The organism is Epilithonimonas arachidiradicis (assembly GCF_003610695.1).
Lineage (GTDB): Bacteria > Bacteroidota > Bacteroidia > Flavobacteriales > Weeksellaceae > Epilithonimonas > Epilithonimonas arachidiradicis.
Window position 1 is genome coordinate 353,939 of sequence record NZ_RAQH01000002.1, and the last position, 24,930, is coordinate 378,868.

The window sequence follows — 24,930 nt, forward strand, 5'->3', positions numbered from 1 at the left end:
GAAAAAATTGTAACTACATGAAAATAAAAGAAACCCCTCTGAAAGACTGTTACATTCTTGAACCCACAATATTTAATGACGATAGAGGTTACTTCTATGAAAAGTTCAATGAAAAAACCTTTGAACAATTTACCGGGATGAACGGACACTTCGTTCAAGACAATATATCAAAATCAAGCTATGGTGTTTTGAGAGGATTACATTTACAAAAAGGAAAGCATGCACAAGCAAAATTAGTGTCTTGCTTAGAGGGGAGAGTTCTTGATGTTGCTGTAGACCTCAGAAAAGATTCTCCAACCTTTGGCAAATGGTTTTCCATAGAACTTACAGCAGAAAATAAATTACAACTTTATGTTCCAAGAGGATTCGGACACGGATTTTCTGTTTTAAGCGAAACGGCAGTGTTTTCATATAAGTGTGATAATTTTTATAATAAGGAATCAGAGGGAAGCGTTTTGTGGAATGATACTGATTTAAGAATAGACTGGCAATTGCCTGAACATGATGTCATACTTTCAGAAAAAGATAAGCATTCTCCAAACTTCAAAGATGAAAATTTTTAGAAAATTAAGATTATTATTTTTATTGTTATCGGTTTTCTTTTCTGCACAAACAGATGAGTTGCCAATAATGGCTTTTCATTCTTTCACACCACAGACTTCAAATCTAATGAATTTTAAAAAATTCAAAGAAGCTGGATTTAATATCAATCACACAATTTTTAGAACTAATGATCAAGTTCAAAATGCATTAAATCTAGCTCAGAAAGTAGGAATTAAAATGATTATATATTCTGATGAATTATTGGTTGATACAGAAAATACCGTAAAAAAATTTAGAAATCATCCTGCTTTATTTGCTTATTTTTTAGCAGATGAGCCTTCTCCAAAAGATTTTGAGAGTTTACAAAGGCTTATTGAAAAAGTAAAAAAATTAGATTCCAAACATCCTATTTACATTAATTTACATCCTAATTATGCACCTTCAACATATTTGGGAAATTTAAGTTACAATGTATATGTTGACAAGTTTTTAAAAACAGTTAATGTGGAAATTTTATCTTTTGACAATTATCCGCTTGCTGATAACAAAATACTTAGTACATGGTATGATAATTTAGAAATTATAAGAAATAATTCACAAAAAAACAGTAAACCCTTCTGGGCATTCGCCAATACAACTATCTTTAATAATTACAGACAACCCACATTAGGTGGACTCAAATTACAACAGTTTAGCAATCTTCTTTATGGTGCGAAGGGCTTACAATATTTCACTTATATTACTATGGATGACGAATACTGGAAAAAACATAATTTTGGTTATGCAATTGTCCACAATAATGGTAAGCCAACACCTACATATAGTCTTGTGAAAAACCTTAATCAACAGATAAAGAATCTTTCATGGATTTTCACAAAATCAAAAGTTGATTCCGTTTTTCATATAGGTGATACAATCCCAGTTGGTACAAAAAGGTTAAATTTCCTTCCAAATAAATTTAAAGTCTTTAAAACTTTTGGTAGGAATGCATTAGTTTCTTTTCAGTCGATTGGAACACAAAAATTTATAATTATTCAAAATAAGGATGTTTTCAAAACAATGCCTTTCAATTATCAAGCGCAACTCGGTGTCTACGTCATTGATAATAAAACAGGAAAAAGAAAGACAATAACAACCAATGCGAATATATCCAGTATCCCACCAGGAGATATTTTAATTTTTGCATATAAATAAAAGAACCAAGATTGGTTCTTTTTTTATTCCTAAATTTGCAAACTTAAAATTGTAGATAATGCGTACAAAATCTGTAGGTAAAAAGAAAATTAATATCGTAACTCTTGGATGTTCCAAAAATGTTTATGACTCAGAAGTTTTGATGGGTCAGCTGGAAGCTAATGGAAAGCAAGTAGTTCATGAGGAAAAAGGTGATGTTGTGGTGATTAACACCTGCGGATTTATTGATAATGCGAAAGAAGAAAGTATCAACACTATTTTGGAGTATGTTGATTTGAAAAATCAAGGTGTTGTTGAGAAAGTTTTCGTGACAGGTTGCCTTTCGGAGAGATATAAACCTGACTTGATTCGTGAGATTCCGGATGTTGACCAATATTTTGGGACACGTGATTTGCCAATTTTATTGAAGCATCTTGGTGCGGACTACAAGCACGAATTGGTAGGAGAGCGGCTAACAACAACTCCCAAGCATTACGCCTATCTAAAAATTTCTGAAGGCTGTGACAGGCCTTGCTCGTTCTGTGCAATCCCTTTGATGAGAGGTGGTCACATTTCTACACCTATCGAAAAATTGGTCATAGAAGCTCAAAAATTAGCGAAAAAAGGCGTTAAAGAATTGATTCTTATCGCTCAGGATTTGACTTTTTACGGGTTGGATATTTATAAAAAAAGAGCTCTAGGTGAACTTTTACAGGAACTCATCAAAGTGGAAGGTATTGAATGGATTCGTCTTCATTATGCCTTCCCAACAGGATTTCCAGAAGATGTTCTGGATATTATCAGAACCGAGCCTAAGATTTGTAACTATATAGATATTCCGCTTCAGCATATCAATACAGAATTGTTGAAAGCAATGAAAAGAGGAACGACGTTCGAGAAGACTAATGCACTTCTGGACAAATTCCGTGAGAAAGTGCCGGATATGGCGATCAGAACAACCTTGATTGTTGGTTTTCCAGGAGAAACAGAAGAAAGATTCGAGGAATTAAAACAATGGGTGCGAGACCAGCGATTTGACCGATTGGGTTGCTTTACATATTCTCACGAGGAAAATACGACGGCTTATGTTTTGGAAGATAACATTCCGGACGAGGTGAAACAGAAAAGAGTAGAGGAGATTATGGAAATCCAGCAGCAAATTTCTTGGGAGAAAAACCAGGAGAAAGTTGGTAAGATTTTCAAATGTATATTTGACAGAAAGGAAGGTGATTATTTCGTAGGAAGAACGGAATATGATTCTCCGGACGTCGATAATACGGTTTTAGTTTCTGCAAAAGACGTTTATATCTCTATTGGAGAGTTCGCCAACGTCAAAATTACTTCGGCTGAGGATTATGATTTGATTGGAGAATTAGTATAACTCAACATTTTATAATAAAAACACCATCTTATTTTTAAGATGGTGTTTTTTTGTTTTTGTTAAAAAAAACAATGAATTTGCATAAGTCTTTGTTTTTCAATTGTTTATCATTTCTTTCAGGTCTTTAAATGGTTTAAATTTTAATATTTTGAATTATTGATAATTAAATTTGTTATTTTTTATCGAATCAATATATTATTTTACTTTATAATGTTGATATTTAGCTAACATTGATTTAATATTGTTTTGTATTGATAATATTAAATTAATGTTTAAAATTTAAAGTATTGATTTTCAGTATTTTTAATATTTGTAGTGGGTCAGTGTAATGGGCATTTTTTAAGAATGTTACAAAATAATTAACGTTTTTTAACAAATTCTGTCATCGCCTTACTATGGCTACATTGCGACTATCAAAATTTTGTTTTTTTCTTGTCCGCAGCATCTGAAATCGAAAAGCGATGTTTCAGACATCATTCCGAATATCTTTGCAGAGTCAAAACCAATAAATATGTTCAAAATGATGAAAAGAGTTATTCTCGTAATCATAATGATGATTTCAACACTTGGTATTTATTCCTTCAAGAGTAATGCCACAGATGCCAAAACAAGTTTTGCATCGTTCTACCACGATAAATTTAATGGTAGAAAAACAGCAAGCGGAGAGATTTTCAATAATAAAGAGTTAACCGCTGCTAACAGAACCCTTCCTTTTGGAACAGAAGTAAAGATTACTAATTTGATTTCTGGGAAGAGTGTTGTAGTGAAAGTGAATGACAGAGGTCCTTACCATTCTTCAAGAGCCTTTGATCTATCCAAAGCTGCATTTAGTTCAATCGCTGATACCAGAAAAGGTACTATCGCTATTGAATACGAAATTATCGACTAAGATTATCTTACATTAAAAAGAAAAACCATCTCATTTTTGAGATGGTTTTTAGTTTTATATGTTTTCTGTTTTAATTCCAGATGTCGTTCATTGCTGTGAGGATAATTGGTTTTCCGTCTGTAATGACAATCGTGTGTTCGTGTTGTGCCATAAAACCGCCTTTGTTTCCAATCATTGTCCAGCCGTCTTCTGTTGTTTCAGCAATAGATGATGTCGTTGAAATAAAAGTTTCAATTGCTACAACAGAATTTTTCTTGAATCGTCTTTGATCAAATCTATTTCTGTAATTCAGTAATTCATCCGGCTGTTCATGCAGACTTCTTCCAATGCCGTGACCGCCGAGATTTTTAATCACCTTGTATCCACGTTTCTTGGCCTCGGTTTCCATCAGGTAACCAATGTCCGAAATCTTGACGCCGCCTTTTATTTGATTAATTGCTTTTTTCAAAATCTCTTTAGAAGCATCCACTAATTTCTGATGCTTATGAAAATCTTTTCCAATAACGAAAGACGAACCGTTATCCGCCCAAAAACCATTCAGTTCAGCAGAAACATCAATGTTGATTAGATCGCCTTCTTTCAATATTCTTTTTTCTGAAGGAATACCGTGGCAAAATTCGTTATTTACACTGATGCAAGTCCAGCCGGGAAAGCCGTAAGTTAAACAAGGTGCAGACTTGGCTCCGAAATCGGCCAGAATTTTCCCTCCGAAATCATCCAGGTCTTTTGTGCTCATTCCGGGTTTTGCGAAGTCTATCATTGCCTTTAAGGTATAGGCAACTGCTTTGCTGGCTTCCTGCATTCCGATTAATTCTGACTCGTTTTGGATCGACATTGTTTTGATTTTAACTACAAATATAAATTAATCAGTCTAATAAGTAATCTAAGAAATTAAGTTCATTAATCCTGTTTACAAAACTTTGCCTCATAAGTTCTCTAAATAATAAATTCTTTTGAATGCTTAAATTTTCATACATATATCGCATACTTATAAATATGTCTGATAATTCTTTTAGAGTCTCCTCAAATGAAATGATTTTTATATGATTATGTGTGATGAAATTTTCATAAATCTTAATAAAACTTTCTTTATTTGTATTAAAGAAGTTTATAATAGAATTCTTTGAGTTTGGACTTAAGGAATTGTATAGCTTAAAGATATCGTGACCATTTTTAGGTTTACCATTTTCGTGGAAGTATATCGCTTTTAAGTATAATTCTAATGATAGTCCGCATAAAGTTAATGCAGGCTCAATTTCGTGAGTAAAACTTTGCTTATTTAGTATTAAAGTTTTTTCTTTAACAAGATTGTTATTTTTTTTAATATGATTTTGCTCTAAAATAAGACTTGCGTTTTCAAATTTTTGTGCTTGATAGACGATATCTGTAGCTTTATAATCCATATTATAAAAATACAAAAAAACCGCTCAGAAATCTGAACGGTTTAATTTATATTGCTTCGGCCGTTGACCGTTACATCATTCCTGGCATTCCGCCACCCATTGGCATTGCAGGTTCATCTTTTTTAACTTCTGTGATAACACATTCTGTTGTCAAAAGCATTCCTGATACAGAAGCAGCATTTTCCAGAGCAACTCTTGTTACTTTAGTTGGGTCAATGATTCCGGCTTCCAGCATATTCACATATTCGTCAGATTTGGCGTTATAACCAAAATCACCTTGTCCTTCAGCTACTTTTGCAACGATTACTGAACCTTCACCACCAGCATTAGCCACGATTTGTCTTAATGGCTCTTCAATCGCTCTTTTTACGATTTTGATACCGGTTGTTTCGTCAGCATTATCACCTTCGAAGTTAAGTGCTGAAACCGCTCTTACAAGCGCAACACCGCCTCCGGCTACGATACCTTCTTCAACAGCTGCTCTGGTTGCGTGAAGTGCATCGTCCACTCTGTCTTTTTTCTCTTTCATTTCTACTTCGGAAGCAGCACCTACGTAAAGTACAGCAACACCACCAGCTAGTTTAGCCAATCTCTCCTGAAGCTTTTCTCTGTCGTAGTCAGAAGTCGTCGTTTCCATCTGAGCTTTGATCTGAGCTACTCTTCCTTTGATTTGAGCCTCATCACCACCACCGTTTACGATAGTTGTATTGTCTTTGTCGATTACTACTTTCTCAGCAGTTCCCAAAATTTCGATAGACGCATTTTCCATTGTGAAACCTCTTTCTTCAGAGATAACCTGTCCACCAGTTAAGATAGCGATATCTTCCAGCATCGCTTTTCTTCTGTCACCAAATCCTGGTGCTTTAACCGCAGCGATTTTAAGAGAACCTCTCAATTTGTTTACTACTAAGGTTGCCAATGCTTCACCTTCTACTTCTTCAGAAATAATCAACAAAGATTTACCGCCTTGCGCCACCGGCTCAAGAACTGGCAATAATTCCTTCATAGAAGAGATTTTTTTCTCTACCAATAAGATGTATGGATTGTCAAGTTCCGCAACCATTTTTTCAGGATTAGTCACGAAATAAGGCGATTGGTAACCTCTGTCAAACTGCATTCCTTCTACAACATCTACGGTCGTATCGATACCTTTTGCTTCTTCTACTGTGATAACACCTTCTTTACCAACTTTTCCAAATGCTTCAGCGATTAGAGAACCAATGTTTTCATCGTTGTTTGCAGAAACAGAAGCGACTTGCTTAATTTTATCGTTGTTGTCACCAACAGTCTGAGATTGGGATTTCAGGTTTTCAACAACCGCAGAAACCGCTTTGTCAATTCCTCTTTTCAGGTCCATTGGGTTGGCGCCGGCTGCTACGTTTTTAAGACCTTCTCTTACGATAGCCTGTGCCAAAACGGTCGCTGTTGTTGTACCGTCACCAGCGATATCATTGGTTTTGGAAGCGACTTCTTTCACCATCTGAGCTCCCATGTTTTCTACTCTGTCTTCAAGCTCGATTTCTTTTGCTACAGAAACACCATCCTTAGTTACGTGTGGAGCACCGAAAGATTTTTCGATCACAACATTTCTACCTTTTGGTCCCAGAGTTACTTTAACTGCATTAGCTAATGCGTCAACACCTCTTTTAAGAGCATCTCTTGATTCGATATCGAATTTTATTTCTTTTGCCATAATTTTTTGATTTAGTCGAAAATTTTAATTTCAGATGAATTTTAATATTAACCGATGATTCCTAGTAAATCTCCTTCTTTTACAATCAAGTAGTCTTTACCTTCAAATTTTAATTCGGTTCCGGAATATTTTCCATAAAGAACTTTGTCACCAACTTTTACAGTAGTAGGCTCGTCTTTTTTTCCTGGTCCTACCGCAACAACAGTTCCTTCTTGTGGTTTTTCTTTTGCTGTGTCCGGAATGATGATTCCTGATGCTGTTTTAGTTTCAGCTGGAGTTGGTTCTACCAAAACTCTGTCCGCTAATGGTTTAAAATTTACTGACATAATAAGTATATAATTTTAATGTTATTCTGCTTCCTACATCTCCAACAATGTGCCAATTAACGATGGAAAGTGGAAGATGGATGGTGGATGTTAAATTTTGGCAGAGATTTGTTTTTAGACTGAAATTTTGGCAGAAAAAAAAGTCATTCAAACTGAATGACTTTTTACAATTTATATAATTTGTTTGGGTCTTTTTTTATGATAAAAAAATCGAAAACAAATATTAGATTTTCTTTTGGATAAATTTTAAAAAACATTTTGACATTCTTCTTGCCAATTAAAGCAAATTGGATTTTTTGTTTTTTGGAATAGTATGGATACGAAACCAATTTGATTTTTATATTTTCAATCACATTTTCATATTCAGAAATAAAAACTCTGATTTCTTTTTCTGTCCATTTCTCTGCAAGTTTTGCTAAAATATCCTGATAATGATTGTCCGCTACTTTTTAGAATACAACTCGCATACTTTATCCTCAATATTTTTTTTAAAATCTTCTTCGCTCACAGTTTCTAATTTTCCATCAAGAAAGTCGGATTCCATTTTCAAAAAGGTATCTAATAATTCATCTTCTTCCTCTACGTTTACAATTCCTTTTATATTTTCAAGAAATTTTTTCACCAATGGAAAACTGCCTTTTTCAATTTCAATACTTAGTTTTATTGTTTCCATCTTTTTAAATTTAAGTAAAATTAAACAAAAATATTTAGTTTTATATCAATTTAAATATTTTCAAAGTTTATTGAATTATTATTTACTCCATTATCATTTTCCTTCCACCCGCATTGATTTCCTGCTTAATCACTTTTCGTGTAATCATATCAATGTAATAAGTGCTCTCGGCTTTTCTCTCCTGAATATCATCAGTCGTTTTTACAACCCAAACTTTTCTACCATTATATTCAGATTTCTCAACTTTTTCTATGTAAGCTTTGATAACGCCTTTTTTAGCTGTCGGATTATAATCAAAAATAGAAATTTCGGCTGTATAATTCTCAGTCAAAGGTAAAAATCGAATCAAAGCCGGATAACTATTACTATCAAAATAAGGCAAAGTCGTCGCCTCATTAATCATATCTTTTTTCTGAGTTTTCTTATCAAGATAATATCCAATCGCTTTGTTTTTATTAAAGCTAATCGACATATTTCTCATTGAATTAAAAGACGAGTGATAAACCGGTTGGAAATTTGAGATTTTAACAATAGTAGAATCAATCCAAGCTTCGGGAGACTGTTTCATCTTGACTGTCGTTTTTATCAGGAGGTCTTTTTTGTTTAATTTCTTAAAATCGGTGATCACTTTGCCAATTTCAATTTTTGAACCAGCATTTTCCATTATCCAGCTTACTTCCGATGATTCATCTTGGATATATTTTGAATCAAGCTTAACATTTGTTGGTGAAAGAAGGTTTTGTGCCGAAAAAAAATTGGCACTACCAATTATTAAAAGGATAAGAAATGTTCTCATATTTTTTAATAATAAGTAGTGCCGAATGTGATATAGTTACAGCCAGCTGAGTTTACATTAATCTAATTTCCGAATCTTAGATTTTCCCCTTCCAAAAATAAAGGTGTTTCAAAATTATTGGTAAACAAACCTCCTGTGCCTAAACCTTGTGGCATCGGATTTTTTTTGGTGTAAGTATATTGAGCAATAGCATTGAGGCCGATGTTACTTTCCAGAGCAGAAGTGATCCACCAACCGATGTTATTTTGCTCAGCTAATTCTATCCATTCATCAGATCCTGAAAATCCTCCAATTAAACTTGGCTTTAAAATAATATATTGTGGTTTAATTATTTTAAGTAGATCTTTTTTGGATTCATAATTAAGAATGCCAATCAGTTCTTCGTCTAAAGCAATTGGTGTCGGCGCATTTTTACAAAGTTCCGCCATTGCTTCCCAATCTCCGGCTTTTATCGGTTGTTCTATTGAATGAATATCGAGATCTGCTAATTCCTGTAAAACAATTTTAGCCTGTTCTGGAGAAAAAGCGCCGTTGGCATCCACACGAAGTTCGATTTTATCTTTCGGAAATTTTTTTCTGAGGGTTTGTATAACTTTTTTTTCCGAATCCCAATCCACACCGATCTTTAACTTGATACAAGTAAAATTATTCTTTATTTTTTCCTCAATTTGAGACTGCATATAATCTGAATCACCCATCCAAATTAAACCATTAATCTTAATCGAATCTTTTCCTTCTGTAAATTCACTTGGAAAATAAAGATCTCCCTGATGCTCAAGATTAAGAAGCGCCTGCTCGATTCCGAAAATAATAGAAGGATGATTGACCAATTCTTCCTGCAGTTCTTCCAGTTTCAAATTAATATTTCGGCAAGCCCATTCCAAAGCATTTTCATAGTCATCATCATCATCAAAACTTAATCCCCGGAAAAGAGAACATTCTCCGATTCCCTTTTTATCACCTTCAGAGATCTCTATAAAATAAGTTTCTTTGGTATTCAGAACACCGCGCGAAGTTCCGCTTGGTACTTTAAAATTCAGAATATACTGATGAAATTTTGCCGTCTTCATACTACAAAAATAAGAAAAGACCGACGAACCGGTCTTTTATATGATTTAAAATTTCAATATTATTTTTTGTTGACAGCTTTTGCCATAAATTCTTCGGCTTTGGTGACCATTGCAGCGCTTCCACAGAAAAAAGGAACGCGCTGATGCAGTTCTGTTGGTTCGATTTCCATAATTCTTTTGAATCCGTCACTGCATTTTCCGCCAGCTTGTTCGGCTAAAAATGCCATTGGATTGCATTCATAAAGCAGTCTCAGTTTTCCATTAGGAGATTGCGAAGTGGAAGGGTAGATGTAGATGCCTCCTTTTAGCATATTTCTATGAAAGTCAGATACTAATGATCCTATGTAACGTGAGGTATAGGGTCTGTCACCTTCTTCTTCCTGGCAATATTTGATGTAATCTTTCACACCTTGGGGAAACTTGATGTAATTACCTTCATTAATAGAATATATTTTCCCGGAAGTTGGGAATTTGATATTTTTATGGGAAAGATAATAAGTTCCGATTGATGGATCAAGCGTAAAACCATTCACGCCGTTCCCGGTAGTATAAACAATCATTGTAGAAGAACCGTAAACAATATAGCCTGCGGCAACCTGGTTAACGCCTTTTTGTAAAAAATCTTTAAGCTCAACAGGAGTTCCGGGATTGGTAACTCTTCTGTAAATGGAAAAAATTGTACCTACAGAAACATTGACATCAATATTAGAAGATCCGTCCAAAGGATCTATCAATACAACATATTTGCTGAGGTGAGCATTTTCTGTGCATTTGATTTCGATAAAATCATCACTTTCTTCGGAAGCAATTCCGCAAACCACTTCTCTTTGGGATAAAGCTGCGATGAAGATGTCATTGGCTAAAACATCCAGCTTTTGCTGATCTTCACCCTGGATATTCTGGTTGCCTACATTACCAATGATGTCAGCAATTCCGGCTTTATTGACTTCTCGATTTACGATTTTTGAAGCAATTCTTATAGAACTGATGAGACGCGATAATTCCCCTGTAGAATATTTGAAATCATCCTGTTTTTCGATGATAAACTCTCCTAAAGTCTGTAAACCTTGATGCGACATAAATTGGTTAATTTGATTTCTTACAAAACTAAATTTTTTTTTAATCAAATAAAACTAAATTCATCAAGAATTGATAATAATCATTATAATATATATTAATATGGTTTTATTATCTCATTTCGAAGCAATGGAAATAAAGTGTCAATTTTCATATTTCGTTCATTATTAATATTTTTGAAGGTTAATAATCAATTAACCATTTTTTGATTGACAAATAAATACTAACAGTTAAAAATCTAATGAAAGTTTACAAATTTGGTGGAGCATCTGTAAAAGATGCCGAAGGTGTGAAAAATGTGGCCTTGGTTCTTGAAACACAGGGTTTTGAAAAATGTCTGCTGGTGGTTTCAGCAATGGGAAAAACAACGAATGCACTAGAAAAAGTGGTCGAGTTTTATTTCAAGAAACAGGATTATCAGGCAGAAATTGAATTAATCAAAAAAAATCACATCGATATTGCCAAAGGTTTATTTTCAGAAAATCATCCGGTTTTTGGAGAGATTTCTTTGTTTTTTGATGATATCGATTCATTTTTAAGAAGAAATAAATCACCGAACTATAATTTTGTTTACGACCAGGTGGTAAGCTGCGGGGAAATGATTTCATCTAAAATTTTAAGCGAATATTTGAATGATATTCAGTTTTTCAATCACTGGTTGGATGCGAGAGATTACATCAAAACGGACAGTAATTACCGAGAAGGAATTGTGAACTGGCAGGAAACTGAACAGAATATTTCTAAACTGGATAAGATCAACTGTTATGTGACACAAGGTTTTATTGGTTCGGAAAGCAATAATTTTACAGTGACATTAGGTAGAGAAGGTTCAGATTATACGGCGGCGATTTTCGCTTATTGTCTTAATGCTGACGAAATGACAATCTGGAAAGATGTTCCAGGTGTGATGACTGGCGATCCGAGAAAATTTGAAAATGTAGAATTGCTATCTCATATTTCTTACGAAGAAGCGATCGAAATGGCTTATTACGGTGCATCGGTAATTCACCCAAAAACGCTTCAGCCGCTTAAGCAGAAGAATATCCCGTTTTTTGTAAAATCTTTTGTAGAACCTAAAAAACCTGGAACCAAAGTTGGAAATTCGGAAGAGAATGAATTGATCGAAAGTTATATTCTTAAAGAAAATCAAACGTTACTGAATGTTGAAACCAGGGATTTTTCCTTTATTGCAGAGGATCATATGAGTTTGATCTTTACACTTCTGGCAAAATATAAAATTAAAGTTTCTTTGATGCAGAATTCAGCAATTTCCTTAGCTTTATGTTTGGAAGATAAATTTGGAAACGTCAACCAGCTTAATGAAGAATTGCAGCAGAGTTTCATCACTCAGATGACCAAGAATGTGTCATTGTTTACGGTTAGAAATGCTGAATTGGAGAAGCTGGATCAATTCTACAAAGACAAAAAAGTCCTGTTGGAACAGATCGCCAAAAAAACCTTCCAAATGGTAACCATGTAAAAAACTATGAGCTTAATTTCCAAAGAAGACTTGATAAAAGCATCCGGGCTGGATAAGATTGGTTTCCTCAAGAGACCTGTAGCTTCAGCTATTATGAATCTTGCTAAGATCAATGATGTTAATAATCTTTACAATAAACTCAAACATACAAAAGGTGTAGAGTTTTTTGATGAATTTATCAGAGAACAAGACCTTAGCTATATTGTATTTGAAGAAGATCTTGCCAAAGTTCCGAAAACAGGCCCGTTCATTATTGTTTCCAATCATCCGCTTGGTGCATTGGACGGGATTCTAATGTGCAAAATATTATTACGCGTTCGGCCAGATTTCAAAGTAATGGGGAATTTCCTGTTATCGAAAATAGAACCAATGGCTCCTTTCGTGATTTCCGTTAATCCTTTCGAAAGCAGAAAAGAAGCTTACAGCAGTTCTTCCGGAATGAGAGAAACTTTCAAACATTTGGAAGAGGGTGGATGTTTGGGGATTTTTCCTGCCGGCGAGGTTTCTAATAAAAATAACGAATACGGCGAAGTTCTCGACAGACCGTGGGGAAAAACGGCGCTGAAAATTATCAAAAAAGCAAAAGTCCCTGTTGTTCCAATGTATTTTCACGCGACCAACAGCCAAATGTTTTATAATGTAGCCAAGCTGCACCCTGATTTGCAAACGATGATGCTGCCTGCAGAAATGATGAAGAAAAGAGATAAGCCGATCAGAATCCGAATCGGAAAGCCAATCTCTGTGAAACAAATGGAAGAGGAGGAAACGATTGAAGAGCTAGGCGATTATCTCTATAATAAGGTTTATATGCTGAAGTCTTATTATGAACGGAGAAAAAGCATTACCGAGAAACTGAAGCTGCCTAATATGTCTCTCAAGCTTCCATTGCAAAAACAGAATAATATCGTCCAGAATATTATTGATGAAACACCTGTTGAAGATATTATTAGCGAAATTGAAAAACTGAAAGTTACCGAGAATAAAAAACTTTTTTCACACGGCGATTATGACGTTTTCTTTACCAAGTCAGAAGAGATTCCTTCTATTATGAGAGAGATCGGAAGGCAAAGAGAACTGACCTTTCGGGCCATTGGTGAAGGAACTAATTTGCCTTTTGACCTGGATGAGTACGATAATCATTATCACCATCTTTTTCTTTGGGATAATGCTGACAAAAAGCTGGTTGGAGCTTACAGAATGGCACTCGGTTCCGAAGTGATGAAAAAATACGGTATCAATGGATTTTATACCAGTTCACTTTTCGAATATGATCCGGAACTACAACCGTTTTTCCGAAAAGTTATTGAAATGGGACGCGCCTATATTTCTGTTGAATATCAGCAAAAACCGTTTCCTTTATTCCTGCTTTGGAGAGGAATTGTTCACGTTTGTCTAAGAAATCCGGAACACAAATTCCTGATGGGCGGTGTGAGCATCAGTAACAAGTTTTCAGAGTTTTCAAAATCTTTGATGATAGAGTTTATGCGCTCTCATTATTATGATTCTGCAGTGGCTCAATACATTCACCCAAAGAATGAATTCAAGGTGGTGATGAAGGAGCGTGATAAAGCCTTATTCTTTGAAGATATGGATGCTGATCTCAATAAGTTGGATAAGATCATTGATGATCTTGAACCTGAATTAAGATTGCCGGTTTTGATTAAGAAATATATCAAGCAAAATGCAAAAATGATTGCTTTTAATGTCGATCCTAATTTCAATGATGCGATTGATGGATTAATGTATATCAGGATTAGTGATCTTCCGGAAGATACAATCAAGCCGGTTTTGGAAGAGTTAAGTGACTTTTTCAAGGCACAGACTGAAAAAAAATCTTCTGATAATCAGTGATTTTTATAGAAATAGGTTAAGATATTCTAATATTATTTGCATTATAAGAATAAAGAATATACTTTTGCACCACTCAAAACAACAATAGAGTATGGTTTCTTAGCTCAGTTGGTAGAGCAACGGACTGAAAATCCGTGTGTCCCTGGTTCGATCCCTGGAGAAACCACTTAAAAGCCGCCTGAATAGGTGGCTTTTTTATTAGAAATATTAAATTAGTGTTAATCTAATTTGGATTATAAGAGTAAAGAGTGTATTTTTGCACCACTCAAAAACAACAAGAGTAATGGTTTCTTAGCTCAGTTGGTAGAGCAACGGACTGAAAATCCGTGTGTCCCTGGTTCGATCCCTGGAGAAACCACTTAAAACCGCCTAACTTAGGCGGTTTTTTTTTTTTTTTTATACATGATCTAGAACAAAACAAGGATAAAATTGGATTTTGTTCTGAAAATCAAAAAATCCTGAAGCTAACTTCAGGATTAATTTATTTTTTCTCAACTCTCACGGCGTCAGGAACCATAATTTCATAATTTCCGCCATAGGAAATGATTTCCCTTACAATGCTGCTGCTGATATAAGATTTTCCGGAAGAGGTCAGAAGGAAAATAGTTTCAACTGTATTTTCTCTGGTCAGGGCTCTATTGGTTTGAGCAATCGACTTTTCGAATTCAAAATCTGCTGGATTTCTGAGACCTCTCAAAATGAAATTGACATTTTTGCTTTTACAATAGTCTATCGTCAAGCCTTCAAAATCATCAACCTCAACGTTTGGGAATTTTTCAAAAGTTTTTTTGATGAATTCTTTACGTTGTTCAAGAGAGAACATATATTTTTTCTGAGAATTCTTTCCGATGGCGATAATGATTTTGTCAAATAACGGAACCGCGCGTTCCACAATATCATAATGGCCAAGTGTAATTGGGTCAAACGACCCAGGAAAAACAGCAATTTTCATAGAAATTTTAAATTTTAGATTATGAATTTTAGATTCTCTGCATCATTTAAAATCTAAAATTTATCATTGATGATTTATTTGTTAAGTGCTTTTTCTACTTCGTTTCCGCAAAGATCTTTGATAGAGATGCCGTAGATTTTGGCTTGTTGGGGAAGGATACTGGCCGGTGAAAAGCCAGGATTAGTATTCATTTCTAAAAGATGCGGAATTCCGTCAACGATAATGAATTCCGAACGGGAAAATCCGTTCATTCCAAGCGATTTGTAAGCTTTGATAGAAATTTCTTCTACTTTTTTTCGGGTTTCTTCATCAATTCTTGCTGGTGTGATTTCCTGAGAAGCACCTTCGTATTTGGCTTCGTAGTCGAAGAATTCTTTATCAGGAATAATTTCTGTAATTCCTAAAACAATCACTTCGCCTTTGTAATCCAAAACACCTACAGAAACTTCCATTCCATTCAAAGCACTTTCTATTAGAATTTCATCATCTTCTTTATAAGCAAATTCAGTCGCTAATTTTAGTTCACTTTTGTCTTTAACTTTAGAAATTCCGAGTGAAGAACCACTTTGATTGGGTTTAACAAAAACCGGAAGTCCTAATTTTTCAACAATTTCGTCATCAGAAATTTCCTCACCATTTCTTAGATAAATACTTTTTGCAGAAGGGATTCCATATTTTGATAAAACAGCTAAGGTGTCTTTTTTGTTGAAGGTCAATGCGCTTTGATAGAAATCACAACCTGTATATTTTTGCCCAACTGCATCCCAATAAGCTTGCATGATTCCGTTTTCGCCAGGCGTACCGTGGATTATATTGAAACAAGCATCGAATTTCAAGCTTTCTCCATTTCCAAGATCTGCAGAAAAATCGGCTTTGTTGATTGGTTTTTTATGATCGTTTTCGTCTAAAAAGTACCATTCATCTTTTAAAATAATGACTTTGTAGACGTCATAAATTTCACGGTCAAGCGAATCAAAAATCAATTGTCCGCTTTTCAAAGAAACTTTGTATTCATCAGAATAGCCGCCCATTACAACGGCCACATTTTTTTTGCTCATTTTAGAAATATATTGAAAACAAATGTAAAGATTTTATGAAAAAGATAGATGTTAATTTCTACAATTATTAAAATCAATAAAAAAGCAATTTCAAATAAGGCCAATAAACCAAAGCCCCAACGCAAATCGAAGAAATCGTTGCTAACATCACCGCACCACCAGCCAAATCCTTAATAATCCCAATTCGGGAATCAAACTCAGGCTGAATATAATCGCAGATTTTCTCAACACAAGTATTCAAAGCTTCTGTTACCAAAACAAAAAAGCAACAAAGAAGAATCAAAGCTGTTTCAACATTAGAAAGTCCAAAAAAAACAATCAGAAAAAGATTAATAATCAATCCTAAAATATGGAACTGAAAATTCCTTTCGTTTCTCAAAATCCATATAATTCCCCGAAAGGTAAACTGAACACTTTTATGAAATGGCGGTTTTTTCATTGTAATAATAACAACAAAGATAGATTATTATCATAATTGTTAATAACTAAATAAAATCAACTTTTACAATCGAATCGGAATCATTATATTTGTGGAATTGAAATAAATACAGTTTATGAGATTTATTGTTGCCAGTGGCGATTTGCAAAAAGCTTTACAGACGGTGAGTGGCGTGATTTCCGGTTCACAATCCAGACCAATTTTGGAGAATTTTCTTTTCGAGTTAGACCAGAACTTATTGACAGTGACGGCTTCTGACGGAGAAACGACTTTGATTACTTCTCTTGAAGTGAAGTCGGATGACAAAGGAAAATTAGCAGTTCCGGGTAAGATTTTTCAGGATTTCTTGAAAACTTATGGTGAGCAGCCTTTGACTCTTGCGGTTAAAGATTCAGAAGACGGAAACGGAAGCGTTTTGGAAATCCTGGATGAGAAAGACAATTTTGCGGTAGCATTGGACAATGCGGACGATTATCCTGAATTGCCGGAGTTTGATGCGTCTCAGAAAGTGACCATTGGCGGCGGAATTTTGGCAGAAGCTTTGGCGAACACTTTGTTTGCTACGAGTAACGATTCTCTACGTCCTGTGATGACTGGTGTTTTGTTTCAATTCAAAGAAGATGAGACTAATTTTGTTTCCACAGATTCTCACAGATTGGTGGTTTACAAAAGAACAGATATTGTACATCCTGAGACTCTGGAATTCATTATGCCGAAGAAACCATTGTCAATTTTCAAAAATATCCTGAACAATTCCAACGAAGATGTTGTGATTGAATTCAGTGATAATATGGCGAAATTCACTTTTGGAAATAACATCTGGATTTGTCGTTTGATTGACGGAAAATATCCGAACTACAATGCGGTAATTCCTAAAGAGAATCCAAACGTTTTGACCATCAACAGAAGTTTGCTTTTAGGTTCTATCAGAAGAGCATCTATTATGTCAAACAAATCTACGAATCAGGTAAGATTCAAGTTGTCTGGTAACGTTCTACATCTTCACGCAGAAGATACGGAATACGCAAACAAAGCTGATATGCAGATTCCTTGCGACTATAACGGTGATGATATCAACATCGGTTTCAGTTCAAAATTCCTGACAGAGATGTTGTCTGTTTTGGCTTCTGATGATATCACGATGAAAATGTCTCAACCCAACAGACCAGGAATTGTAGAACCAGTTGACGGCTTGGAGGAGAACGAGAGTATTCTGATGCTGTCAATGCCTGTTATAGGTTTATAATTTTAAAATTAATCATATTTAAAATTTGAGATTTGAAATTCAGGTCTCAAATTTTAGTTTAAAAACTTATTAAAGTTTACTCCTTTGTGAACTTAAAAGCAGTTTAAATTAAAAAATCTTTGTGCACTTTGTGTTCAAAAAATTCAAATATAAAAAAGAATGAAAATTTCTAATAATTGGCTTAAAGATTATATCAAAACCGACCTTAACTCTGAAAAAATCAGTGCTTACCTTACCGATATCGGTTTGGAAGTAGAAGGTGTTGATCAATTCGAAAGCATAAGAGGAAGTCTGGAAGGAATTGTTGTAGGTAAAGTTTTGACTTGCGAAAAACATCCGAATGCCGATAAATTGAGTAAAACAACGGTGGATGTTGGCAACGGAAAAGTTCTGGAAATCGTTTGTGGTGCTCCAAATGTTGCTGTTGGACAAACGGTTCCTGTTGCTGTGGTTGGAACTAAAATCTACGCGAAAGATGGCAATTCTTTCGAAATCAAAAAAGCTAAAATCCGTGGCGAAGTTTCCGAAGGAATGATTTGTGCCGAAGATGAATTAGGTCTGAGCGATGACCACGCCGGCATTATGGTTTTGGACGAAACTAAATATGAAGTTGGGAAACCTTTCGCTGATTATTTTGAATTGACGAATGATGAGGTTTACGAAATTGGTTTGACTCCAAATAGAACCGATGCAATGTCGCATTATGGTGTTGCCAGAGATTTGCAAGCGTTTGTTTCTTCGAATAATTTGAAATCAGAATTTACTAAAATAGAATCTAAAGTTTTAAATATCGAAGGTTCTCACGATTTCAAATTGGAAGTTGAAGATTCTGAATTGACGCCAAGATATTTAGGCGCTGTTATCGAAAATGTTGAGGTTAAAAATTCTCCGGATTGGTTGAAAAACAGATTGAAAGCCATCGGACTTTCACCAATTAATAATGTTGTAGATATTACCAATTATATCCTTCACGGCCTTGGACAACCGCTTCACGCTTTTGATGCTGATAAAATTGCAGACAAAACTGTGAAAGTTGGAACTGTAAAAGCTGGAACCAAATTCAAAACTTTGGATAATGTGGAAAGAACTTTGAACGGTTCAGAAATCATCATCAAAGACGGAAAAGATAAACCAATGTGTATTGCCGGAGTTTTTGGTGGAAGCGAAAGTGGCGTCTCATCTGAAACCAAAACCATTTTCCTGGAAAGTGCTTATTTCAATCCGGTTGCGATTAGAAAAGCGTCTAAGTTACACGGTTTGAATACTGATGCATCTTTTCGTTTCGAAAGAGGTGTTGACCCGAATAATGCCAGAACGGCTTTGACTCACGCAATCAATTTAATACAGGAATTGGCTGGGGGAAAGTTGGTTGGAGAGATTTTGGAACATTATCCTGAAAAAATCAAAGACCATTATGTGGTTTTCAGATATTCGAAATTGGATCAGATTCTAGGAACTAAAATTCACAGAGAAAAGATTAAAGAAATTTTAAAATCTCTTGATATTCATATTCTTAATGAAATTCAAAATGGTCTTGAATTATCTGTTCCGGTTTACAGAGCAGATGTGACAAGAGAAATCGATGTTATCGAAGAAGTTTTGAGAATCTACGGTTACAATAAAATCGATGCGCCGAAAAAAATATCATTTACGCCAGTGAAATTAAGTTTCGACGATCAGGATGCTTTGGAAAATTCTTGGGCAAGAACACTGCAATCCAACGGTTTTCACGAGGTAATGAACAATTCGCTTCGTTCTGTAAAAGATGAAACGAATGCTGTGAAGTTATTGAATCCCTTAAGCAATGATTTAGCATTTATGAGAAAATCTTTGCTGGAAGGACTTTTGGAAAACGCCATTTATAATATCAATAGAAAATCATCTGACATTAAGTTTTTCGAATTAGGGAAAATTTATCATAAGAAAGAAACATACGAAGAAAGAAAGCAATTAGCGATTCTAACATCGGGAAGAGAAGTTGCGGAAAACTGGCTTCAACCAAAAAGCGCGACAGATTTCTACTATATGAAAGCTTATGTTAAAGTTCTTTTGGAAAAACTCAACCTTGAACTTCACGAATCTGCGTTGGAAGACAACCGTTTTTCCGATGCTTTGGAAATCAAATCCGGCGATAAAACTGTAGCAAGATTAGGAAAAGTTGCACCGCAATTATTGAAAGATTTCGATATTAGTCAAGAAGTTTTCTATGCGGAAATAGAGTTGGAAAATTGCCAAGCTTTGAGAACAAAAGAAAATCTGAAATTTGTAGATATTCCTAAATTCAACAAAATCAGAAGAGATTTGGCTTTGCTAGTGGATAAAACCATTACTTATGCAGAATTATATGAGCTCGCGAAATCTAACAAGTCGCCGTTCCTGAAAAATGTTAATCTGTTTGATGTTTACGAAGGGAAAAATCTTCCGGAAGGCAAAAAATCATATGCTTTAAGTTTTGAACTTCTGAACGAAGAAAAAACTTTAGAAGACAAAGACATTACCGAAGTTATGAATTCTCTTATCAAATCTTTTGAAAAAGAATTCAAAGCTGAATTAAGATAATTAATTCAAATTGATATAAATTAAAATCGGGAAAATTATCCCGATTTTTTTATTTTTAGCAAAAAATTAAAACCGTGAAAAAAATCTTTATCTCTTTCCTTTTTGTTGCCGGTTTAGTCTCTTCACAAACGTACAATTGGAGCACATTAAACTTTCCCCCTTCAACTACTGGTCGTTATGACGATGTTTTCTTTCTTAATGAAAACTTAGGCTGGGCTGCAAGAGGAGGCAATGGAACTGTTTTCAAAACCACAAACGGTGGAACGACCTGGACAGAACAAATTGTTAGTTCACAAACGGGGCAATACTTCAGGAATATAGAGTTTCTGAATGAAAATATCGGTTTTCTGGGAACTCTGAATAATAATTTTTATAAGACGACAAATGGAGGAACAACGTGGACGAAAGTCAATAATATTTCCCCTTATCCGGCAGCAATCTGTGGACTAGATACAGTTGGATCATCCACGGTTTATGGTTGTGGAGCGTGGTTTTCTCCAGCTTATGTTATTAAGTCGACAGATTCCGGCAATACTTGGAAGTTTATCGATATGTCAGCTTATGCATCTGCATTGGTCGAAGTTCAGTTCATTGATGAAAATATCGGTTTTGTTTCAGGAAGTGACGAACAGGGTGCTGTGATTCTCAAAACGACTGACGGTGGCGACTCCTGGACCAAAATCTACAGTGCCGGAGAATATGGCGATTACGTTTGGAAACTGCAAATTTTCCCGGATAATAAAATCATTTTCGGTTCGATTGAATCCGAAACTCAAGGCAAATTACTGAAAACTTTTGACGGCGGATTGACCTGGCAAACAAAAAATTTCCCTGACCCATATGTTCAGGCGGTTGGTTTTGTGTCAACTACGCACGGTTGGATGGGCGGCCACAATTCAGGTTTTATGGAGACTTTTGATGGTGGTAATACTTGGGTCAATAAAAATCTTGGAGGTTCTCTTAACCGTATTTTTTTTGTTAATGGAACCACTGCTTTCGCATCAGGAAATCAGATTTATAAGATGACCACAACAGGCTTATCAACCAATGAGTCAGGCAATGAAAAAGTTGAAAACCTGAAAATAGAAATCGCTCCAAATCCGGTAAACGATAAGCTAAATTTGAACATTCATTACATCCATTCAGATCATATTATTATAGGATTGTATGATTTGACAGGAAAATTTTTGGGCAATATTCTAAAAGATGATGTTAGTGGAAAAGGTCTCAAAAAATATTCTCTGGACTTCAAATGTTCTGCTGGTGAATATCTTTTGGCGGTACAATCCAATTTGGGAAGACAGTCTATAAAAATTATTAAGAAATAGTTTTAGGAGCTTAATCCCGCTATCCACTATATCTTTTTCTTTTTTTTGCAAAAAAAGAAAAAGGATGCCGTTCCTATCGGGGCTAGGGCATTGGTCATCAATATAGATTTCGATATTAGAAATAGAAACCACCAATCAAAAATCATCTCTAATTCAAAATCATTCCAAACATAGTTTTTGTAACTTTGCAGCGATGAATTCTTTAGTTGACAAATACAATATTCCAGGTCCGCGTTATACGTCTTATCCTACTGTTCCTTATTGGAATGAGGCAGATTTTACGCCAGAACTTTGGAAAAAATCTGTAATTAAATCCTTTTCTGAAAGCAATGCCCAAGAAGGAATTTCCATTTACATTCACCTGCCTTTTTGCGAAGCACTTTGTACATTTTGTGCTTGTCACAAAAGGATTACGAAGCAGCATTCGGTAGAAATTCCTTATTTGGAAAGTGTCTTGAAAGAATGGAGATTATATCTTGAATTATTCAATGAAAAACCGAAGCTGAAAGAACTTCATTTGGGTGGTGGAACGCCGACTTTTTTCTCTCCGGAAAATCTGAAAACACTTTTACAAGGGATTTTCGATACAGTTGAGATTGCGGAAGAACAGGAATTCAGTTTTGAAGGTCACCCGAATAATACAACTCGGGAACATCTTCAGACTTTATTTGATTTAGGCTTCAATAGAGTGAGTTTTGGTGTTCAGGATTATGATCCAAAAGTTCAGAAAGCAATCAACAGGATTCAGCCTTTTGAGAATGTGAAAAATGTAACCGAATGGGCGAGAGAAATTGGCTATAAAGGAATCAGTCACGATTTGGTTTTCGGATTGCCGCACCAGACTTGGGAAGCCACCGAATATACGATTAGAAAAACTTTGGAGTTGAAACCTGACCGATTGGCGTTCTATTCTTACGCACATGTTCCTTGGGTGAAAGGAGTCGGACAAAGAGGTTTTGACGAAAGTGATCTGCCAAGTGGCGATGAAAAAAGAAGATTGTACGAAGACGGAAAAAAACTGCTGGAAGAATTGGGTTATATCGAGATTGGAATGGACCATTTTGCGCTAGAGCACGACGACCTTTACCAATCGTTGATTCAGAAAAAACTGCATCGTAATTTTATGGGTTATACATCCAGCAAAACCCAGTTGATGGTAGGTTTGGGAATGTCAGCAATTTCCGATTCCTGGTATGCTTTTGCGCAGAATGCAAAAACGGTGGAAGAGTATCAGAAGATTGTTGAAGAAGGCGAGATTCCGGTTTTCCGAGGACATATTTTGGATGATGAAGATTTGACAATTAGAAAACATATTCTGAATCTGATGTGCCAATTGGAAACGAGCTGGGATTTACAAACTTCATTTCCGGAAATCGAAAATGCAATTGAAAAATTGAAAGAAATGGAAACGGACGGTTTGGTAGAAATCTCCGACAATCAAATTAAAATCACTGAAAAAGGAAGAGCTTTTACACGAAATGTAGCAATGGTCTTTGACCTAAGAATGATGAGAAACAAGCCTGAAACCCGAATTTTCTCAATGACGATATAATGATTAAAAGAAGTTTTAGTAACTTCTTTTTTTATTTTAAATAAGATTGAAAATGAATTTAACCCAACAAAAAAACATCATTCTCAAAAGTTCCAGAGAATTTTTGGCTGATGCAATTTTTCCTGATTCTGGTGAAAAGCTTCCTCTAATCATTTTTGTTCACGGCTACAAAGGTTACAAAGATTGGGGCGCTTGGGAACTGATGGGAGAGAAATTTGCGAATGCAGGTTTTTATTTTGTTAAATTCAATTTTTCACATAACGGAACTACAATTGACAATCCTAAGGAATTTGCGGATTTAGAAGCATTCGGAAAGAATAATTATTCCAAAGAATTAAAGGATCTGGAAATGGTAATTAACCGTTTCAAAAGTCAAAAAGAAGTCAATGCTGATGAAATCATTTTGTTAGGCCACAGCCGTGGTGGCGGAATTTCTATTGTCAAAGCTTCCGAAAATCAATCGATTTCTAAATTAATTACATTAGCTAGTGTTTCAACATTGGATAGATTTCCTAAAAATGACGCCTTTGAAAACTGGAAAAATGATGGCGTCTATTTTGTCGAAAATGCAAGAACGAAGCAGAAAATGCCGCATTATTTTCAATTCTACAAAGATTTTGAAATGGATAAAGACAGGTTTGATGTAGAAAAAGCATGCAAGAAGCTGACTATTCCAAGTCTGTACATTCACGGTTCTAATGATGAATCGGTTCCGTTAAATCACTCTGAAGATCTTCATCATTGGACGAAAGATTCTCAACTGAAAATCATCGACAAAGCCAACCATACTTTCGGCGCAAAAGAACCTTGGGAAGACGATTCTCTTCCAAAAGAATTAGATGAAGCCGTTAAAACTTGTATTGATTTTTTGAAAAAGAATTGATTACTTTTTCTTTTTAGTCAGATTATTATTCTCGATCCAACGTTTGCTGGTGTTGATGTCTTTCAAATACCAAATATCATTAGCGTTCATCAGATAGAGGCTGTAAATAAGCGGAATAGCAATCTGCTTACCTTCCAGATAATTCGCTCTTATAGAAATGGCGTTTTTCTTGCGGATAAAATCACCTGAAAATATATTAGAGAAAGTCTGTCCTGTGGCTTTGTCATCAATCAACTCAATCAATGTAATGCTATTGTCATTTTTAAATTCTAAAATATGACGTTCAGAATGATCCTCGAAATCTTCTATCAAAACAAACTTCTTGTTGTTGATAATATAGCCGGAAGCATCTTTCATCTTCTTGTTTTTGCTCTCGATTTTTTCCAAAATATCATTGATTGCAGAAAAATTCTGAGAATAGAAACAAACCGAGGAAATCAAACCAAATAAGAGAACTAATTTTTTCATATTTTCTGTGTCTTCTTTACAAATTAAGTTATTGTAAATTGGATACACAAATCTTTGACCAAAAATAATCAAACGTTTTTTAGTTATCTT

23 protein-coding genes and 2 tRNA genes are annotated in these 24,930 nt (G+C 35.0%); 13 read left to right on the forward strand and 12 right to left on the reverse strand.

The genetic code is table 11. The annotated features are described in order from the left end of the window. The first annotated feature begins 17 nt into the window (after positions 1-17). From rfbC to BXY58_RS05535, 4 genes are all read left to right on the forward strand, one after another. Entirely contained in the window at positions 18-563 is a 546-nt protein-coding gene (gene rfbC / locus BXY58_RS05520; RefSeq protein WP_120212821.1) for a dTDP-4-dehydrorhamnose 3,5-epimerase, read from the forward strand. Beyond that, the gene (locus BXY58_RS05525) at positions 550-1,737 is read left to right on the forward strand and encodes a beta-galactosidase (RefSeq protein ID WP_170144199.1); all 1,188 of its coding nucleotides are present in this window, start codon (positions 550-552) and stop codon (positions 1,735-1,737) included. The genes rfbC and BXY58_RS05525 overlap by 14 nt, the downstream gene beginning before the upstream one ends. A gap of 58 nt (positions 1,738-1,795) precedes the next feature. Continuing rightward, entirely contained in the window at positions 1,796-3,097 is a 1,302-nt protein-coding gene (gene rimO / locus BXY58_RS05530) for a 30S ribosomal protein S12 methylthiotransferase RimO (RefSeq protein WP_120212823.1), read from the forward strand. Between the two features lie 520 nt (positions 3,098-3,617). After that, the gene (locus BXY58_RS05535) at positions 3,618-3,986 is read left to right on the forward strand and encodes a septal ring lytic transglycosylase RlpA family protein (RefSeq protein WP_120212887.1); all 369 of its coding nucleotides are present in this window, start codon (positions 3,618-3,620) and stop codon (positions 3,984-3,986) included. Between the two features lie 70 nt (positions 3,987-4,056). Here BXY58_RS05535 and map read toward each other — a convergent pair whose 3' ends face one another. From map to fbp, 8 genes are all read right to left on the reverse strand, one after another. Beyond that, a complete protein-coding gene (map, locus tag BXY58_RS05540; protein ID WP_120212824.1) occupies positions 4,057-4,821 on the reverse strand; it encodes a type I methionyl aminopeptidase in 765 nt (254 codons plus the stop codon). 31 nt (positions 4,822-4,852) lie between these two features. After that, a complete protein-coding gene (locus tag BXY58_RS05545) occupies positions 4,853-5,389 on the reverse strand; it encodes a HEPN domain-containing protein (RefSeq protein WP_120212825.1) in 537 nt (178 codons plus the stop codon). 70 nt (positions 5,390-5,459) lie between these two features. Then, positions 5,460-7,082 carry a chaperonin GroEL gene (gene groL, locus BXY58_RS05550; RefSeq protein ID WP_120212826.1) on the reverse strand — a complete coding sequence of 541 codons (1,623 nt, stop codon included), beginning with the start codon at positions 7,080-7,082 and terminating at the stop codon, positions 5,460-5,462. 47 nt (positions 7,083-7,129) lie between these two features. Beyond that, positions 7,130-7,408, reverse strand: coding sequence for a co-chaperone GroES (locus tag BXY58_RS05555; RefSeq protein ID WP_072998155.1), 279 nt, complete (start codon positions 7,406-7,408; stop codon positions 7,130-7,132). A gap of 442 nt (positions 7,409-7,850) precedes the next feature. Next, positions 7,851-8,081 carry a hypothetical protein gene (locus tag BXY58_RS05565; protein WP_120212828.1) on the reverse strand — a complete coding sequence of 77 codons (231 nt, stop codon included), beginning with the start codon at positions 8,079-8,081 and terminating at the stop codon, positions 7,851-7,853. Between the two features lie 82 nt (positions 8,082-8,163). Beyond that, positions 8,164-8,877 carry a DUF3108 domain-containing protein gene (locus tag BXY58_RS05570; RefSeq protein WP_120212829.1) on the reverse strand — a complete coding sequence of 238 codons (714 nt, stop codon included), beginning with the start codon at positions 8,875-8,877 and terminating at the stop codon, positions 8,164-8,166. 62 nt (positions 8,878-8,939) lie between these two features. Further along, complete coding sequence (locus BXY58_RS05575) at positions 8,940-9,947, reverse strand: o-succinylbenzoate synthase (protein WP_120212830.1); 1,008 nt, start codon at positions 9,945-9,947, stop codon at positions 8,940-8,942. Positions 9,948-10,006: 59 nt separating this feature from the next. Further along, positions 10,007-11,026 carry a class 1 fructose-bisphosphatase gene (gene fbp, locus BXY58_RS05580; RefSeq protein ID WP_120212831.1) on the reverse strand — a complete coding sequence of 340 codons (1,020 nt, stop codon included), beginning with the start codon at positions 11,024-11,026 and terminating at the stop codon, positions 10,007-10,009. Positions 11,027-11,265: 239 nt separating this feature from the next. On the opposite strand from fbp, the gene BXY58_RS05585 reads away from it, so the two are divergent. The 4 genes from BXY58_RS05585 to BXY58_RS05600 all read left to right on the forward strand — a co-directional run bounded on the left by BXY58_RS05585 (position 11,266) and on the right by BXY58_RS05600 (position 14,713). Then, entirely contained in the window at positions 11,266-12,504 is a 1,239-nt protein-coding gene (locus tag BXY58_RS05585) for an aspartate kinase (RefSeq protein ID WP_120212832.1), read from the forward strand. A 6-nt stretch (positions 12,505-12,510) separates the two neighbouring features. After that, positions 12,511-14,355 (forward strand): bifunctional lysophospholipid acyltransferase family protein/GNAT family N-acetyltransferase, encoded by a 1,845-nt coding sequence (locus BXY58_RS05590; RefSeq protein WP_120212833.1) that lies wholly within the window; start codon positions 12,511-12,513, stop codon positions 14,353-14,355. Between the two features lie 93 nt (positions 14,356-14,448). Next, a tRNA-Phe gene (locus BXY58_RS05595) sits at positions 14,449-14,521 on the forward strand. Positions 14,522-14,640: 119 nt separating this feature from the next. Next, positions 14,641-14,713 (forward strand) — tRNA-Phe (locus tag BXY58_RS05600). Positions 14,714-14,836: 123 nt separating this feature from the next. Here BXY58_RS05600 and coaD read toward each other — a convergent pair. From coaD to BXY58_RS05615, 3 genes are all read right to left on the reverse strand, one after another. Next, positions 14,837-15,307, reverse strand: coding sequence for a pantetheine-phosphate adenylyltransferase (coaD, locus tag BXY58_RS05605; protein ID WP_120212834.1), 471 nt, complete (start codon positions 15,305-15,307; stop codon positions 14,837-14,839). A 74-nt stretch (positions 15,308-15,381) separates the two neighbouring features. Beyond that, positions 15,382-16,365, reverse strand: a complete 984-nt coding sequence (locus BXY58_RS05610) for a D-alanine--D-alanine ligase (RefSeq protein WP_120212835.1) — start codon at positions 16,363-16,365, stop codon at positions 15,382-15,384. Between the two features lie 73 nt (positions 16,366-16,438). After that, positions 16,439-16,804, reverse strand: coding sequence for a diacylglycerol kinase (locus BXY58_RS05615; RefSeq protein WP_120212836.1), 366 nt, complete (start codon positions 16,802-16,804; stop codon positions 16,439-16,441). 115 nt (positions 16,805-16,919) lie between these two features. On the opposite strand from BXY58_RS05615, the gene dnaN reads away from it, so the two are divergent. The 5 genes from dnaN (at position 16,920) to BXY58_RS05640 (ending at position 24,372) form a co-directional block, all read left to right on the forward strand. Next, positions 16,920-18,050, forward strand: a complete 1,131-nt coding sequence (gene dnaN, locus BXY58_RS05620; RefSeq protein WP_072998965.1) for a DNA polymerase III subunit beta — start codon at positions 16,920-16,922, stop codon at positions 18,048-18,050. Between the two features lie 159 nt (positions 18,051-18,209). Next, entirely contained in the window at positions 18,210-20,609 is a 2,400-nt protein-coding gene (gene pheT, locus BXY58_RS05625; RefSeq protein WP_120212837.1) for a phenylalanine--tRNA ligase subunit beta, read from the forward strand. A gap of 74 nt (positions 20,610-20,683) precedes the next feature. Continuing rightward, on the forward strand, positions 20,684-21,937 hold the full coding sequence (locus tag BXY58_RS05630) for a YCF48-related protein (protein ID WP_120212838.1): 1,254 nt from the start codon (positions 20,684-20,686) through the stop codon (positions 21,935-21,937). 193 nt (positions 21,938-22,130) lie between these two features. Next, entirely contained in the window at positions 22,131-23,489 is a 1,359-nt protein-coding gene (gene hemN, locus BXY58_RS05635) for an oxygen-independent coproporphyrinogen III oxidase (RefSeq protein WP_120212839.1), read from the forward strand. Positions 23,490-23,541: 52 nt separating this feature from the next. After that, the gene (locus tag BXY58_RS05640; protein WP_120212840.1) at positions 23,542-24,372 is read left to right on the forward strand and encodes an alpha/beta hydrolase family protein; all 831 of its coding nucleotides are present in this window, start codon (positions 23,542-23,544) and stop codon (positions 24,370-24,372) included. Here the strand turns inward: BXY58_RS05640 and BXY58_RS05645 are convergent, their stop codons facing one another. Continuing rightward, on the reverse strand, positions 24,373-24,840 hold the full coding sequence (locus BXY58_RS05645) for a hypothetical protein (RefSeq protein ID WP_120212841.1): 468 nt from the start codon (positions 24,838-24,840) through the stop codon (positions 24,373-24,375). Positions 24,841-24,930 lie beyond the last annotated feature (90 nt).